This window comes from Sphingobacterium sp. DR205 (genome assembly GCF_011064245.1).
In the GTDB taxonomy this organism is placed as follows: domain Bacteria; phylum Bacteroidota; class Bacteroidia; order Sphingobacteriales; family Sphingobacteriaceae; genus Sphingobacterium; species Sphingobacterium athyrii.
The window spans coordinates 7023778-7040647 of record NZ_CP049333.1 but is presented as its reverse complement, the minus strand read 5'-3'; the positions used below and the strand labels follow the sequence as shown (position 1 = coordinate 7040647).

The window sequence follows — 16870 nt, the reverse complement described above, 5'->3', positions numbered from 1 at the left end:
TCTCCTTTATTAATAGCACAATTCGGCCAATTATTTCAATAATAATATTTTTTTGTCCGAATAGTGATATAATTTGATGATAATTTTGATTGTAATATCTCTGAGTTGTAAACGGATCAGCATTCTATATATGCGGGATTTTCGGAGAATTACTAATCAATAAATTATGAAAAAGAAGACAATTTTTAATAAAAGGTCCCAGCTAGGGGTAAATAGTATGATTCTTTTGAGTTTAGTTTTCCTAACGACGACATTCTCCCTAAATGCGTTTTCTCAAAAACTTACCTTCACTTTCGATGCATCGGGAAATCAGATAAAACGGGTATGGGTATGTATTAATTGCCCTACGCTTAATGTTTCAAATTCTGAGAGCATTGCATCGGGAGACAAGTTACAGGCGGATATAATAGAAATTGGAAGTGGCTATAGCCTCCACCTCAACAGAAAGAAAAAAATAATACAGATTCATTCAGAAGATTTAAGTCACAGTATTATTCCAGTACTTTCCCTTGAGAATTTCTCGGATAAAAGAAAAGTTACTATTAATTCCTTTAAAAAGGAAGACTATGTTGAATTTTCTACAGATAAACTAAGTCCCGGAACCTATCTCCTTCGTATTTCTGTTGGAAAAGATAAATGGATGGAACTAATTATAGAAAAAGTAAAGGAGGCCTAACATGAAAAGATTGATATTTTTAGTGTCATTATTTTGTGCGATCACTATTGATTGCATTTCACAGAACAGAATCCAGACTGATACAATAGGTTTAAATAAAAGTAATTCGTCAAATTTAATTTTATTGGATACGATCGTTAAGGTTAATGCAACTTTCCCTTCAAAGTTCTCAATAGATACTCTTAAAACGGTAGTATCAGAATCCTCTCCATCAACAAAGGCTTCAAAATCAGGGTTACAAGTTTTAGCTGCGACTTTGAGTCCGGGAAGAACAGAAGTTAATTTAGATGTATCTGCAACTGGATCGACAAACTACACTATACCCTTTATAATTCCTCCGGGTATTGACGGGTTTGTACCAGAACTAGGCTTAATCTACAATAGTCAGAGTAGCCGGGGAACCGCCGGATACGGATGGAATGTTTTTGGGCTGTCTTCTATATCTAGAGTTGGGGCTGCCAGGTACTCTGATGACCGGGTTGGGGGTGTCAATTTTGACCTTAATGATAGATTTTCCTTGGACGGTCAGAGACTGCTGCTAAAGAGCGGATCTTATGGTGGAGACGGTGCGGAATATCAGACTGAGCAGTATTCCAATATAAAGATAATTTCAAGAGGGGTATCTTCTTTTGGAGCTTCATTTGGGCCAGCATATTTCGAAGTGTTTTATCCAAATGGTACAAAGGCTTTTTATGGACAAAATATTAATTCGAGATCCAGATTACAATATGGCCTCACCTACATGGAAAATTCACAGGGAGTCCGCATCAGTTACGAGTATACAACCTATAATAATAATCTTTTTATAAGCAAAGTCTTATATGGAAGTCGAGGTACGGGAACTGCCCTAAATAGGGTAGAATTCAGCTATGGTTCAGCTAGCAGGGCTGAACAGAATTATGTTGCTGGCACAGGTTTTTATTCAGATAAAAGGATCAGTAAGATCAGCGTTGTTGCAAATGGCACCAATTATCGACATTATATTCCAACTTATTCTACAGTAAGTACACTCGATTATGATCGAATGACCGAGATCCAGGAATTTGACGGTACTGAATCCAATGCTTTTGCACCGGTTAGATTTGAGTACCACAACACAACAAATATGCTTACTTCATCAGTTATCTCAAATTTAAGTCTGACGGGCATTGCAAGTAATAATTCTAAAGTAATATCTGCTGATTTTACGGGGAATGGCAGCATGGATTTTCTACTTTATCCTAAAGTAGGTTTGCAGTCACCTAATAAATTCTATGCTTTTTATGATCTGGACCCCGGATCACCTTATATGCAACTTGGATACGAAGTAAATACAGGTTATTTTCTAGATATATTTCCTGCAACATGGTTGAGCCATGAAAACAAGATACTGGCAGGACAAGGGATGCTTTTACTTAAGAATACCGGAGCCAACAGCTATAAATTCGATATTTATTCTTCGGGTACTGTAACTCCTGTTTATTATCAATATTCCAAATCCATAAGTGATCTCCCTTTGGCAGGAGGATACTATTCTGAATGTGACCGCCAAGATCATGCAGGAGTGCCAAATAACTTTGAATTTGTTTCCGGGGATTTTAATGGTGACGGTTTAACAGACATAATAATGATCGGAAGAGATCAGCAGGTTATAGTGGATGAGTATCGTGATGCGGGCGGTGATCCTCCCTGTGTAAAAGTATACGGAAATTCAGGATCTGTTGTTGTATTTGTCAATATGGATCGTCGTACTCCTTCCGGTTGGAATCAGGTCGGAATGCTGTATTCTTCTTTTGTCTATGGGGACAAACTCTACACGGCAGATTTTAATGGCGATGGAAAGACCGATATTTTGCATGTAGAATATGGCAGAATGTTTGTATATACTCTCAACGATAACAATTCGTTTGAACTGTTATGGCAAACATCGGATTCCAGAATAACAAATGACCCTAATAAACCAATTCTGTTAGGAGATTTTAACGGCGATGGAAAAATGGATGTCATGTTTGCAACCGGATATAGTAATCTTTTTGCAACCTTCATGTGTACAGGTAAAGGGTTTATTAAGCATGAAAAGAATGAACCTTTTACACACACTCAAAATACGTGGGACGGTTCAAATACCATGAAGCAATATGTATTGGTTCCCACTGATGTAAATGGTGACGGAAAAACGGATATTATATTCAGTTCAACAACTACCTATAATTCAACTTCGACAGGAAACATAGCCGTAACAATTTACCATAATATTGGGATAGATGTTAGCAATAGACCAATTTATGGAAATTCGGTTTCCAGTAATAGAAGCACAACTGTCCGGCATAATCCCATACCGATATTTTTGAACCCGGATCAGCAAAATCCTAATCTTGAATATGGCTATATTAGTGATAATGCAATTTCATTGTTCCGCTCTGACAAAGATATGATGAAAGAGGGACATCTAACGACTATTTTTCACGATGGTGTAAATCATTACATTGACTACGCGAGATTAATGGAAGGTGCAAATGGAAACGGACTACCACTTTATAATTCTTCTTACGATCAGACATTCCCTTATATAGACATTCATTTTGCTCCTCAGTTGTATGTTACCAGTGCAATTGCCAGAGATGCAGCAGGACAAGTTGGCTTGCAGACCTTTGGTTATGCGAAGGCAGTTACAAATGCTGACGGTCTGGGATTTCTTGGGTTTGGGGAAAATATCCGAAGCAATGTACATACGGGGGCATCTGACGTTAACCGTACTTACACTATCGGTATTCAGAGCCCGCAATTGCGCGGAGCAAATCTCCGTACTTTTGTCTCAAAGAATAGCTATATAAACAATACGATTAAGAATATGGCTGTATCCAATCCCCCTCCTGCGGGTGGTGCTCCTGATGGAGCTACTCTCAGCGATTATATCAGCCGGGAGGATCATATCTATCAGACAAGCGTATTGGCTAACAAAACATTCATCAATGTACCTATTGCCTTTTCATTAAAGGACAAACTTTTAGGGACCTATAAGAATCAACGTTTCACTTATGATGGATATTACAATGTGACCTATCATAAAACTGATGTTAATGGTCAGGGATCAGAAAGATCAGCCCAAACTTATTTAAATAGTACCGGAGCAACTTATTATATCGGGAGGTTGACTAACCAAAAAGATACAACACAGGTAGGCACAGAGATCTATACAGCAGAAAAACAGCTTGTATATACCGGTTATCTCCCAACTCAGGTAAAAAATAAAGGACATAACACATTGTTTATTACTCAGAATCTAACTTATGATGCCTTTGGTAATATAACAAAACGTATTACAACTACTCCGGCAGACGGTTCACGTACTGAAACTATGGTGTATGATGCAACAGGAAGATTTAAGACGAAATATACTGATCCAGATGGATTATTTGAAAATTTTGTAAATAGTCCGGTATCTGGCATGTTAACCTCATATACCGATAAATATAATAGAAATACCACTTACACTTTTGATAGCTGGAACAGGATCAAAACCACAACTGATTATTTAGGAAAAGTTAAAACAAATACCTATACCAAGGATATGTTTAATACTATAATAACTGCGTCGGGAGATGACGGATCGTCATCCATCACTACGATAGATCAGCTTGGACAGAAAATAGAGCAGCGGGATAAAACTGTTCTTGGAACTTTTGAGGGCCGGTCCTGGAAATATGATGTATATGGAAGGGAATATCAGGCTAGTGAACTTTCACAGCCAGGTAGCTATACCCTTTGGAATACATTGTCATTTGATAGTTATGGACGTATCTATCAGTCTACAAAATATACGGGAAGGGTTCAAACATATAGTTATAGTGGATTGAACATGACCGTTAATGACGGCGTAAAAGCCGTTACAACTTCCCGGAATGCTTTCGATATGGTCACAAGCCTACAGGATCCAGGGGGAACAGTTAACTATACTTATTTTGCAAACGGTAATCTCAAAACTGCTGATTTTGGCGGAAGTATTCAAACAATTGAACAGGACGGATGGGGACAAAGAACAAAACTAATAGACCCAAGTGCTGGGACTTACCAATATACTTATGATGGATGGGGACAGGTGAAACAGGAAACCTCGCCATTGGGCCAATCGCAATTTGTATATGATCAGGCGGGGAAACTGTCGTCCAGAAATTTTACTGGTACCGGAACGAATATGCAATGGACATATACTTATGACCCGACATCAAAATTGCTGGCCCAGGTAGCATTGGTAAATGGAGATGGTAACAATTCGACCGATGCTTATGTTTATGACACGTACAAACGCCTTTCCTCCCAGACCGAAGATAATTCGTATGCGCAGTTCAGCAGAACATTTCTATATGATGCATTCGGTAGAGTAAATAATACGAAGATCAAGGCCACGCATAAGCCGACATCGACATCGGTCGAAAAGACTGTTTTAACACAATATCAGAATGGTCTAAGACAACAGCTGAACCTTCCGGTAACTCCCGATGGGGGAAATATCTTATGGCGAGTGGATTCGCTTAGTCTTCGCGGAGAGTTGACAGCTGCTACCCAGGGAGTTTCCAGAACCTCATTAAAATATGACACTTATGGATTTCCGCAGCAACGTAGATTATATCGTACCTCTGGGACTCCAACTACTCTGATGACCTTAGGAACAACATTTAATGTCCAGAGAGAGTTCCCTACGAGTAGGACCAATAGTGCATTTAACTGGTCCGAATCTTTTGGGTATGACAATTTAGATAGGTTGACCACATTCAATGACAATAATGGTAGCCAGAGTCAACAGTATGATGCCAGGGGAAGAATTACGCAAAATTCCAGACAAGGTACATATAGCTATAGCGGAGTCAGTTATAAACAAGAGGATCTGACATTAAATACATCAGCAAGCGCATACTATCAAACCAGAACTCCACAGGATGTCAGCTTCAATGCATTTAAATCGCCTATTGAAATCAGTGAAACTGGAATTGATCGAATTAGTTTTCAGTACAATTCTTCACTTGGAAGGGCCAATATGTTCTATGGTGGTGTTCAGGCTGATAAAATGTTGAGAAGATTTCGGAAGCATTATGCCGGTGATGGCAGTTCGGAGATAATCCATGATACCCAGACGGCTCAGGTCTCGTTTATCCTATACCTTGGTGGCGATGCTTACTCAGCACCAGCTATCTGGAAAGAGTCGAAAGGTAGTCTACCCGTAGCCGGGGCTTTATACTACCTGCACCGTGATTATTTGGGAAGTATTGTCATGATAACAAACCAAAGCGGGGGAATCGTTGAAAAAAGGCAATTTGATGCATGGGGAAATATTGTCAAACTTACTGATGGCAGCAACAATAATCTTACTAAGTTTGCAATCTTAGACAGAGGATTTACCGGACACGAACACCTTTTAACCGTTGGACTGATACATATGAACGGGAGGCTATATGATTCAAGAATGGCGCGGTTCCTTTCTCCAGATGGGAATGTGCAAGATCCTTTTAATACACAGAACTATAATAGATTTGCCTATGCATTGAATAACCCGCTGATATATATTGATCCTAATGGAGAAATACTTTTTGGTATTCCTATTCTCGCAGGTATTGTTTGGGGAGCTATAATTGGAGCCGGCGTTGGCGCAGCCGCATATTCTATAAATGCAGCAATAACCGGGGACTGGAGTTGGAGCGGATTTGGAAGTTCCATTGCTATGGGAGCAATTGGGGGAGCAATTGGTGGAGGTGTAAGTGCTATAGGGTCATCCGGCCTTTTGGGATCTTTCGGTAATACATTTGGTTACAATATGCTTTCTCAGACAGTGAGCTCTGTGGTATCAACATCTATGTACGGAGGAGAAATAAATCTTGCCTCGGTTGCTGGAATGGTTGCTGGTGGCCTGGTTGGTTCCGCCATACCTAAATTCAATCCTATAAAAGGGTCGGGTTTCGGAACAGGTGTTAAGAATTCACTTTTGGAATTATCTTATTCAGCGGGAAAAGGAGCATTGACCGGGGCAACTTCAGGAGCTGTTCAAAAAGTTTTGGGAAATGACGATAAAAACATAATTTTGAATAGCGCTATCGGGGGCGCAATTGGCGGATTCTCAAACACTTTGTTCAATATCGGAGTTATGGGCCCTGCAATAAGTTTCAATGATAGTTATGTTCCGCATGGAAAAGATAGGCCGATCCACAGAGCTGGTGGTCTTGCTGATTGGCTGGGAGGAACAGGAGTATCACTAGGGAGAAATGCATATGGAAGTAATTTTGAAGAGGACTATGTCAGAATTGAAGAAAGTCAGCATTATTTACAACAGAAACAGTTAGGGTTTGCTAATTTTTATGGAAGGATTCTTTCAGAAGCATTAAAGTTTGGGAACCCATATAATACTAAAGGTACATTAGAATATCAAGCTCAAAAAGTTTCTTACGATTTTTACAATAAAAGACCGTATAATCCGGCTCCATTACGATAATATTAAAAATATCCAGTTATGAAGAATAGGCTATTGATGTTGAATACAATCTTTGCGCTAATGTTTGGTACATTGATCTCATGTGAAGCTAATAAATATGTCCTTATTAATGGAGACCGTCAAATTTTTCTAAAAAATAATTCCGAGTGTAAGTTGGAGATAAAATCTCATTTTATAAGAGAGGCGTTCCTAATATTTGAATTGAGTCCTAAAGGGTGTGACCTTGAAATAAGCAATGTTGATGAATGGATAGAAAAGTTAACAGCGGCCAATGGATTAGATTCAGGAGCAATCAAATTAAGTAAAAAAGTAGATATTTCTAATCGTAAAGTTTTAATTTCAAACGGGCAGACTTTAAGATTTGATCTTGTAAAGGACTCAAGGACATGGAATCAAGGAAAAATGGACTTTATTTTTCCTAAAAACACTAATATTCTCGGAAGTGGAAAGCCTTTTTTTAGAGAAACGAGGGTTTTGTCATTAGAAGTTGGCAAAATGAGATTTATTTTTTAATTTCTATCTTATGATTTTAAGCAGTACTTTGGATGTCTTCCCAAGGTCAAAAATATTTAGATTTCAAATTACCAAAACTATCATGAAACGTTTTATAATTGTGTTTGTGCTATTATATAACATGAATATCTATGGCCAGGTTCAAGATTTTAAAGATATTCCTAAGGATATTTTGGGGAAGTTCGATTCAATGGAAACCCATGGTTCCCTGTTTCTTAATCCTAATGAGAGTGCCTATTTCAATGTATTAATTGAAAACTCCAGACGAGATTTCGATTTTACCAACAAAAAAATCGCTTTTTTTAGGGGAGCAACGGGGCAACCTTAAGCCACAAGCTCAATCATTTTAAAGATAAAAAAGATAGATGTAAATACTATCTGACCATAACCCACAGTTCATTGGATATCTTTAATGCTGAACAAAAAGAGAAATCAGGTGGATATGATGCCGTAATTACATCTTGGAGTAAGCTATTAGTGCCGGTAGATAAAATTGTTGATAGGCTGAGGAGGGAAATTAAAGTGACAGAAACTAACGCAGATTCATTGCAAAAAAAAAGCGGAGATTTGATTTTTGGCAATCTTGCTAATTATAAACCTTTATATTTCACAAACTAATCCAAACGCACCAAAGGAGACAAAGAGAAAATTCCACTGGAGATCTTTCCTTTCCATTCATAGAAGTAGGCTTGTCTCCTTTTGATAATTACCTTCTTGCTCCTGGGCATCCTTTCTTTGTCCAAGGGTTGTATTACAGTGATCTCGTAATGGTTGGCCCGGGGGTTATTGACATCAATTTCGATAACTTTCTCAAAGCCGTACGAATATACCCCTAACTTGGAAACTTCCTGTCCCGGAAAACTAAATATTTTCGTTGAATCGATAACAACCTGCTTTTTTATTCGCGGAGAAAACATGCAATGTCTATTGTGTGGAGAATGGACTATGTTCCGGTAGTTTTTCCTTTTGTTGATATATATGGTAAGTAATTCAAAATTGAACGGAGATATGCTTACCATCTTATTTTTCTCATAAGTTTCCAAATAATAGCTGATCTCCACTGAAATAGAATCATTATTTTTTTTGACCGATTTTTCCAGTACAGTTATCTTGGGTAATCTCTTTTCCAGATGTGGATTTAAAACTACTGTATCTCCCTGTAATTTCCAAAAACCGCTGCTGGTAAAGGTTTCAAAAGTATAAGGAAAAATAGGATCGGCTTCAATAAGCTCAAATGTGCTGTCAGGTTTCAGGGTCAGGCGGGTAGAATAATCTCCATAAGTACCATAAAAAGGTTTGGAAGTTTTCTGAGCAAATACGGAGAATATCAGCGAAAAATAAAGAAGAGCTGAAAAAAACACCTTTATCATAATCTATTTTTACTTTGGTCTGTTATGGATATGATACAAATATATCACAAAATATTCACTGGATTTACTCTCCGTTCCCCTGAAACGAAAAAGCTATTTATACAAGTGATTTAGAGAACAATTAAGCGTGTCGAAAACGAAAGAAATCCCGCTCCCATTGTTCCCTCTTATTTTTTTCTCAGGCTGTTGATGAATTCACCATTTTTTAATTCGATATCACATAGAATTTTAATATAATCAAAAACTGTCTTTTCATTTTCGGCCTCATAAGCTTTCAGTTCCACTGAACCTATGGAATTGAACAGTTTGTAATAACGTAGGGCAGTATCTATTTTCAGCGGTCCTCCTTGCAATATCCTGCACAGGATTTTGACCCGCTGTTCGTAGCTGAGCTTTTCGTTCCAAATGGCATCGTCCAAAAAACCGAGCTTGTAAAGATAGTACATGCGCAGCTTGTTGTTTTTTATGGATTCGGTTTCCTCTTCTTTGACACTGTCCACAAACTTTGAGAGTTGTTCCCTAAGATCATTACTTTCTTTTTTGACTGACTGGAATTTCTCTCTGTCTTCTTCGCTTTTCTTCTTTAGTTCACTGACTTCCGCTCTGGAACCTGAAAGTAGTGTAGAGAGTTCCAGGTTTGTGTTTGCCATTTCTGAGATCTTGAGTTCGAGTTCCCTGATCTTACTTTCCCTGGAATTTCGGGAGCTGTCCAATATTCTGTTTAAACTCTGGATCAGATAGGATCTCGTATCTCCTGGTCTGAAATCTATGAAGTACGTTTCCCGAATGTCCTCCTCATCCCGGATAATATCGAAGATGATTCCCTTTGTGCTCATCTCCTTCAACGTCTCCCCGTAACGGCCAAATTTCTCTATATCGATCTTTACACCAATCCTCTTGGTCCCCTGTTCTGGTTCCGACGCTTCTAAGAGCTCGATGATAGGTAATAACCGTTCAGCGATCTCCTTGTCATTCTGCTCGACCGCGTTTCCATTTATCAGGTTATCTACCAGGCTCTGGAACGTACCGTCATAGATTCCTGAGAAAAAATCCATCCATGCAGTAGAAAAGTAATTCTTTGCTGAAATATCGTCCCATGACATACCATTCCTGCTCTGGATAAAAACTTTGGGGAACCATAGTATATCTTCGATCTGCGATAATAATTGCTGAAATTCTTTCATGTTCATATCAATCAGTTTTTTTGTCAATCTGTTCTAATGCCATTTTTTCCGTAACTGTATCCAGTATAAACTGTGCATTTTCTTCGGGGGTCATACGGATATATTTGAAAAAATTAGCCTCTGTGGTATGTCCGGTGATCTTCATGATGGTCTGGGCTGGGAGTCTGTAATGTTTGTACATATTTGTAGCAAAAGATCTCCTCGCCGTATGCGTACCCATTGCGTCATGAAAAGGAATTGTTATCTTGACCCTTTTACCGCCATCGGGAACTGATATTGTCACGGGATGAACCAGTTCTGCCATTTTCCCGACCGTCTTGATATAGTCGTTCAGTTTCTGATTGCTGATCGGTTTTGGGTAACGGTAGGTTCCGTCTTCTTCTCGGTATCGTTCCAATATTTCACGGGCGACCGGCAATATCGGTATAGCGACAAAAACTCCCGTCTTTTCTGTCTCAATATGGATAAAGTTACCTACAACACGGGCTTTCTCCTGAAGTACGGAATAGTCCTGAAAACGGAGCCCGGTCCATGCCCCCTGTAGGTAGAGGTCCCGCGCATTCAGTAGTCCCGGATGCCCCGTTAGGTCGACCGAAGCTATTGCCTGTAGCTGAAGGATATCATTGTATACGGCATCGGTATCCTCTTCAACCTTAATAAATGCTTTTGACCGATAGGTATCCGAAACGTGCAGTTTTTCCTCCTCGGATTCCCGCATGAACAGCTTGATATGTTTGATGACCTTGCCAAAATAGTTCAGCGAAAAACGGGAGTCCTCAAACATGTAGCTCCGGATATCGTGATAGAAATCCATGGTAATATCCTCAAAATGTAGTCTCTTTTTTTTGCGCACTTTGATATAGTCCTTTAGCAGCTCAAGGGTTCCTTCATAGGACAGGACTGTGTTTTCTCGGTAAGGATGTCCTTTTCTTGGTCCCTTGATGATCAGCCGCTTTCCTTCACGGCTCAGTTTTATCTGCTTTTCGAAATAGGATATCAGTGACAGGTCGACTTTGGGTTCTTCTGGCTCTTCTCCGTTACCGTTTATCGCCTTTATGACCTGCTGCTTAAAGGATTCCTTGTTGGGATAGGATTTAAAGGCTGAGACGTATTCCCTGTAACTGTTTTCTATGACCGACCTGATAAAGGAGAGCCGTTCGGAAATGATCTTTGCTTCCTGATGGTCAAGGCCTTTCAGCCCGCCTACAGGCTTCTCTTTCTCGGGGTTCCATTTGGACGGAAGGATCTTGCCGCCGGTTGGGATCTTTACCACGGGCTTTCCGTTGAATTCTACAAAACAGGTGATCGGTGTAGCTTTGGTGGAGCCGGATTCCCTTAGCCTGAAACTGATCCCACATTCTATCTTGACTGTTCTTACCATGCTGATCGTGGTTTAAAACGGTTAAACAATACGACAAGATACCAAATAAAGTGCTCAAAAGGAAGTTTTCAGGGGTGCCTGCCGGGGTTCTTTTTGGTGAATTTCCGAGAATCACAACGAATCATAAAAAGCAAAAACCGCATTTAAATATATTTAAATGCGGTTTTTGAATCTTTTTGACTCTCTTTGGAGACTCTTGGTAGCCCGTAGGGGAATCGAACCCTACTTGCATCAATCTATTTATCAGTAGCTTACAAACCTTCTTTTTCCCTACTCATCGAATAACTCACTGGTTTGATATACGTTTTAGCTGCAAGTGCATAATTTTTAAAAATAGTATTATTTCTTCAACTTTAATAATTACCCCCCTATTAATTAGAGATATTTTTGCTAATCCACATATAATGATAAAGAACACATAAAATAATTAGAGGGAATTATTAGTTTTTTTCCACACTCTTGAAATAAATCGATAAAAGAATTAAATTGAGAAAAGTTCCTTCCATACGCAATTTAATAGAATAAAATCAGGCTCAAAGTTATCAATATTTTATACCTAAACTTTAACATATAAATCAATCAGTAATTAATTGTAAGATTGCTATATATTAACATGTCAAACTTTGTTAAACAACTTTCATAAGTTAAAAATAATTTATAAATTATAAAAATTCACAAATATCACAATAATGAGGTCTTTAGTAGTATATAATGAGGAAAAGGATTTAAAACAATTAGAGATTCTAGAACATGGAAAATTCAAAATACAAGGAGAAATCATAAAATGTGCGCTGGTTCAGGATGAATTGCCTGATTTTAATCTGAATAATTTCCCAAATCATATCCTAGTTAAGAAAAGTGCTTTCTCATGCAACTATAGGGATATAGCAATTATGTTAATGAATAAAAACGAAGCGGCCCAAATGGGGACTATAATTCCGTTCGGATCCGAGTTTTCGGGTGTAGTTATTGATAAGGGTAAATCAGTTACAAATTTACAGCTAGGAGACAGAGTAATTCCTAATGGGAATTATCCCAATAATCCTAGATCCCCTTCAATAATCGGACTTCCCACGAATAAAGCTAGTTTGGAATTTGAGCTAGTCCACAAAGATCAACTTATTAAAATTCCTAAAAATATGAGTTTTGAAGAAGGAGCTGGTTTTACTATCGGCGCCCAAACGGTCTTTTCAATGAAAAAAAAATTAAATATTAAAAGAAAACAAAAAGGATTAATATTGGGATTCCCTTCAAATACAGCACTTTTCGCCTATAATATTTTAAAATCAAAAGAATTAGAACTTTACATAGGAAGTAGACGTCCGGTTGACAATAAATATGGCATCCCTGAAAAAAAATCTTTAATTATCCCAGACGATATCAAAAGATTATCAGAAATTGATAAGATCTATGAGGAAATTAAGATCTATGGGAAGTTCGATTTTATTATTGATCCATTTGCGGACAATTATCTTTTTCGGATTATAGATCTCATGGGTATGGGCTCCAAATATGTAACGTGTGGGATCGCAAATCAATTTTCCGAATTGGAGCATTCAATTGATGCAACGGATTTTTTTAGTAAAATCATTATGAAAAATTTGACAATTATTGGAAATTGTTTAGGAAGTACAGTAGACTTACAAAAAGCGTTAAGGGAATTTGAATTGGGAAATTTTGAGGTTCCGATAGGTGCAATTGTCAATAATTTGAATGACTTCATGAATCTGACATTTATCAACAAAAAAGTAGTAGGGAAAATTATATTTAAATATTCATAAGCAAAGGTAAGTAATATTTATTCGTTTAACTTTATTAAAATATGTATATTTTCAATATCAATTGTATTAATGTAAAATTTTTTTTTAAACCTTTAGCGGTAGTGTTTATTACCATTTTTAGTTTTATAACAATGGTAAAGGGGCAAACAAGAAATGAATATAGAGGTACTATTTTATCTGCTGATTCAACATTGTTGTTGAAAGGGATTAACATAATAAATTTGAGATCTAAGAGCCGTTCACTTTCCGATATATATGGAAATTTTGCCTTGGATTATAAATTAGGTGATACAATTGAATTCCGTCACGACCATTGGGAAACGAAATTAATCCTCGGAGATGCCTTAAAGGATTCTATTTTCTTAAATAAAAAGAGTATAGTACTTGAAGAAGTCGTAATAACAAGTAATAGACGTAACACGGAAATTATGGATCTGAAATCAATACAAAAAGAAAAAAACAAAAAAGGTGGAATATATTATGGAGGCAGACCACCTATTGCCCTCTTGAATCCTTTTGGAGGAAAGCCAATAACTTTTTTCTATGAGCTCTTTAGTAAAAATGGGAGGAGAGCTAGAAAAATGGAAAAAAATATTAAAGATGCAGAACTGGAAAACAAAGTAGATAGTGCCTTTAATATCAATTCGATTAAGAAAGTTGTTTCAATAAAAGACGATGAAATAATGAGCTTTATTGAAAAATATAGACCTACCACTGAGCAGGTACGGACATGGAACACATATGATCTATATCTATATATACAGGAAAGCTACGAATCTTTTAAGAAAACCAAAGTTCAATAATTTCATATAATATTTGGCTACCCTTTATTAAAAGAAGCTTTTATATTTTCAATTATTAAAGTTAGTTTTGACTTGGGTATTATAAAACCATTTAATGAAATATTTTTGGGTAGTGTTGAAATGCCTTCGTCATTTAAGGTCTTTATAAACAGAACCATTCTGTCTCGTTGTATTGAATAGTTGATAATTTTGGCTCTGAATATCAAGTTTTGTTCTTCTGTAATAACCTCAATATATGCAATATCAGCTACTTTATCAAAGTCCGAGTTGTTGATAAAAATTTCTAAATTAGAGCTACCCCGTCCAGATTTAAAAACAGAACATTGAATTTTATAATTGTCCCTTAATGACCAATGAATTCCTAAGACAAGTAAAATTGCAAGTATGAGTGTTGGTCCAATTCTTAAAAGCAAAGCAGGCTTTTTGCTCATAAAGTCAGTAATGGCACCGCTATGGATCCTGATATTTTTTTCTTTTGTCCTATTCACTTAATTCTAATTGATTTTTAATAAGGTGAAAGTACGTCGCTCTTTTTGCAACCAATTGCGAGTGGTTGCCTTGCTCAACAATGGCGCCTTTTTCCATCACAATAATATTATCAGCATTTTTGACGGTACTAAGACGATGTGCAACGACAATTACAGTTCTGTTCTTAAAAAAAGAACTTAGATTATTAATAATATTTTTCTCATTTTTTGCATCCAAGGCATTAGTTGCTTCATCTAAAAAAATGAACTTAGGCTGCTTGTATATTGCTCTCGCAATCAATATTCTTTGTTTTTGTCCCTGGCTTATTCCTTTACCAGCATTTCCAATTTTCGTTTTTAAGCCAAAGGGTTGTTCATTTATGAAATCTTCTAAACAGGCGATTTTAATCGCTTCATTTAGCCTTTCATAATCAATTTGATCGTTGCCACCTATCGAAATGTTTTCCTCAATTGTATTTGAAAATATAATATTATCCTGAAGGACACAACCACATGCATCACGCCATATTTTAAAATCTATGCTTTCTAAGTTGTAATTACCCACTTTTATGATTCCCGCTTGTAAATCGTAAAATCGTAATATGAGCTTTAGAATTGTAGTCTTACCACTACCGCTTTCACCCACTATCGCAGTCGTTTTTCCTTCGGGAAAGTGCATGTTTAAGTTTGTAAATATTGGTTTGTTGCCAGATCCAAAATATTTAAAAGTGACATTTTCAAATCTAATAAAGGCATTGGACGGTATAACTTCAGTATAGTTATCAACTGAAACACGCTCTTCTTCGGTTTCATAGATCTCATTTAACCTTTCAACACTTAGTGATGCATCTTGATATGATTGAACCAGAGCCAAAACGTTTTTTATTGGTGTGTCTATACTGCCCGTTATGTATTGAACTGCCATCATTGCTCCAATTGTCATATCCCCATCTATAACAGCTCTCGCACTTAAAAAGGTAATCAAAATAGTTCGGATGCTATTAATAGCTGTTGATCCAATAGATTGCGCCTGAAAGACAAAAAGTGATTTTTCCTTTAATTTGAAAATACGTGCTTGGATATCTTCCCATATCCATCTGATCTGTTGTTCAGCATTATTTAGCTTAATATCTCTAATACTTTGAATCATTTCAACCGTATATGTACTGTTCAACGAAGAGAGATCAAATTGTCGAATGTCAATTTCTTTCCGAGATCTCATGAATATTAATATCCAAATAATATAAACAATTGTACAGACAAAAAATACAATAAATATTCGAGTACTATAAAAGTATAATATAGAGCCAAAAATCATTACGTGTATAATAGAATATATAGCATCAAGGAATGATTTTGTTATAAATTCTTCAATTCGCTGCTGGTCTTCCATTCGTTGTAAAATATCGCCACTCGTTCTTTTGTCAAAAAATGAAAAAGGTAATTTCATCAATCTAATCAAGAAATCGGTTAAAATTTCAATGTTTACTCTTGTGCTTATGTGCAGGAGTGTCCAAGATCGGAAAACAGAAATAGAAATTTGGCCAACAAAAAATAAAAGCTGTGAGAATAAAACAAAATATAAAAAATCAATATTCTTTTGGTTTATTCCAAGATCTACTGCGTTCTGCGTTAAAAACGGTATAGATAAATCAAAAATTCCGCTTAGAATTAATCCTATAAATAACTGGATAAAGAGATTCGTATAACCGGAGAAGTATCTTAATATGTTTTTCCACCTATTTTCCGAATCGGACATTCCAAAGTTATGGTTTAAGCGTTTAGGTGAAGATAATGAAATTAGCACGCCTTTACCAATTTCAGGGGAAGGATACCAGTTGTTCTCAAAATCTTCGCGACTATATTTTATAAGTTTATTCGCAGGATCAGAAATATAGTATTTTTCGTTTTGGATTTTGTAAAGTACAACAAAATGATTCTGCTTCCAATGTAAAATTGCAGGAAGCCTTACTTGATCCAACTCATCTACAGGTAATTGGATCGCCTCTGGCGCTAGTCCTAGCTCCTCTGCCGCTTCTGCGATACCAAGCATATTCACGCCTCGATTGGTCGTAAAACATAAATCTCGGAGTTTGGTAGCCGAAACGACCATTCCAAAATATTTACAGATTATTCGTAAACAAGTAGCTCCACAGTCCATCTCGTTTGCCTGCTTGAAGTGAGGGAATTTTTTAACTTTAAAAAGGCTCATCATCAGAAATTTTCAATAACGAT

The 16870-nt window shown here is 37.0% G+C and carries 12 protein-coding genes; 7 read left to right on the top strand and 5 right to left on the bottom strand.

Annotated elements, in window-relative coordinates; all coding sequences use genetic code 11:
• Positions 1-166: 166 nt before the first annotated feature.
• The 5 genes from G6053_RS29610 (at position 167) to G6053_RS29590 (ending at position 8267) form a co-directional block, all read left to right on the top strand.
• Complete coding sequence (locus G6053_RS29610; RefSeq protein WP_165309428.1) at positions 167-676, top strand: hypothetical protein; 510 nt, start codon at positions 167-169, stop codon at positions 674-676.
• Between the two features lies 1 nt (position 677).
• Complete coding sequence (locus tag G6053_RS29605; protein ID WP_165309427.1) at positions 678-7136, top strand: FG-GAP-like repeat-containing protein; 6459 nt, start codon at positions 678-680, stop codon at positions 7134-7136.
• An 18-nt stretch (positions 7137-7154) separates the two neighbouring features.
• The gene (locus G6053_RS29600; protein WP_165309426.1) at positions 7155-7649 is read left to right on the top strand and encodes a hypothetical protein; all 495 of its coding nucleotides are present in this window, start codon (positions 7155-7157) and stop codon (positions 7647-7649) included.
• Positions 7650-7731: 82 nt separating this feature from the next.
• On the top strand, positions 7732-7977 hold the full coding sequence (locus G6053_RS29595) for a hypothetical protein (RefSeq protein ID WP_165309425.1): 246 nt from the start codon (positions 7732-7734) through the stop codon (positions 7975-7977).
• 71 nt (positions 7978-8048) lie between these two features.
• The gene (locus G6053_RS29590; RefSeq protein ID WP_165309424.1) at positions 8049-8267 is read left to right on the top strand and encodes a hypothetical protein; all 219 of its coding nucleotides are present in this window, start codon (positions 8049-8051) and stop codon (positions 8265-8267) included.
• Here the strand turns inward: G6053_RS29590 and G6053_RS29585 are convergent.
• The 3 genes from G6053_RS29585 to G6053_RS29575 form a co-directional block, all read right to left on the bottom strand.
• A complete protein-coding gene (locus G6053_RS29585) occupies positions 8264-9019 on the bottom strand; it encodes a copper resistance protein NlpE (RefSeq protein WP_165309423.1) in 756 nt (251 codons plus the stop codon). The genes G6053_RS29590 and G6053_RS29585 overlap by 4 nt on opposite strands.
• 167 nt (positions 9020-9186) lie before the next feature.
• Positions 9187-10209, bottom strand: coding sequence for a hypothetical protein (locus tag G6053_RS29580; protein WP_165309422.1), 1023 nt, complete (start codon positions 10207-10209; stop codon positions 9187-9189).
• Between the two features lies 1 nt (position 10210).
• Positions 10211-11584, bottom strand: coding sequence for a phage integrase SAM-like domain-containing protein (locus tag G6053_RS29575; protein WP_165309421.1), 1374 nt, complete (start codon positions 11582-11584; stop codon positions 10211-10213).
• A gap of 689 nt (positions 11585-12273) precedes the next feature.
• Between G6053_RS29575 and G6053_RS29570 the strand changes: the two genes are divergently transcribed.
• Both G6053_RS29570 and G6053_RS29565 read left to right on the top strand, forming a co-directional pair.
• Positions 12274-13365 carry a medium chain dehydrogenase/reductase family protein gene (locus tag G6053_RS29570; RefSeq protein ID WP_165309420.1) on the top strand — a complete coding sequence of 364 codons (1092 nt, stop codon included), beginning with the start codon at positions 12274-12276 and terminating at the stop codon, positions 13363-13365.
• A gap of 41 nt (positions 13366-13406) precedes the next feature.
• Positions 13407-14168 carry a hypothetical protein gene (locus G6053_RS29565; protein WP_165309419.1) on the top strand — a complete coding sequence of 254 codons (762 nt, stop codon included), beginning with the start codon at positions 13407-13409 and terminating at the stop codon, positions 14166-14168.
• Positions 14169-14185: 17 nt separating this feature from the next.
• Here G6053_RS29565 and G6053_RS29560 read toward each other — a convergent pair whose 3' ends face one another.
• Positions 14186-14656: a hypothetical protein gene (locus G6053_RS29560; protein WP_165309418.1), complete on the bottom strand. Its 471-nt coding sequence runs from the start codon at positions 14654-14656 to the stop codon at positions 14186-14188.
• The gene (locus G6053_RS29555) at positions 14649-16850 is read right to left on the bottom strand and encodes a peptidase domain-containing ABC transporter (protein WP_241254884.1); all 2202 of its coding nucleotides are present in this window, start codon (positions 16848-16850) and stop codon (positions 14649-14651) included. The genes G6053_RS29560 and G6053_RS29555 overlap by 8 nt, the downstream gene beginning before the upstream one ends.
• Positions 16851-16870 lie beyond the last annotated feature (20 nt).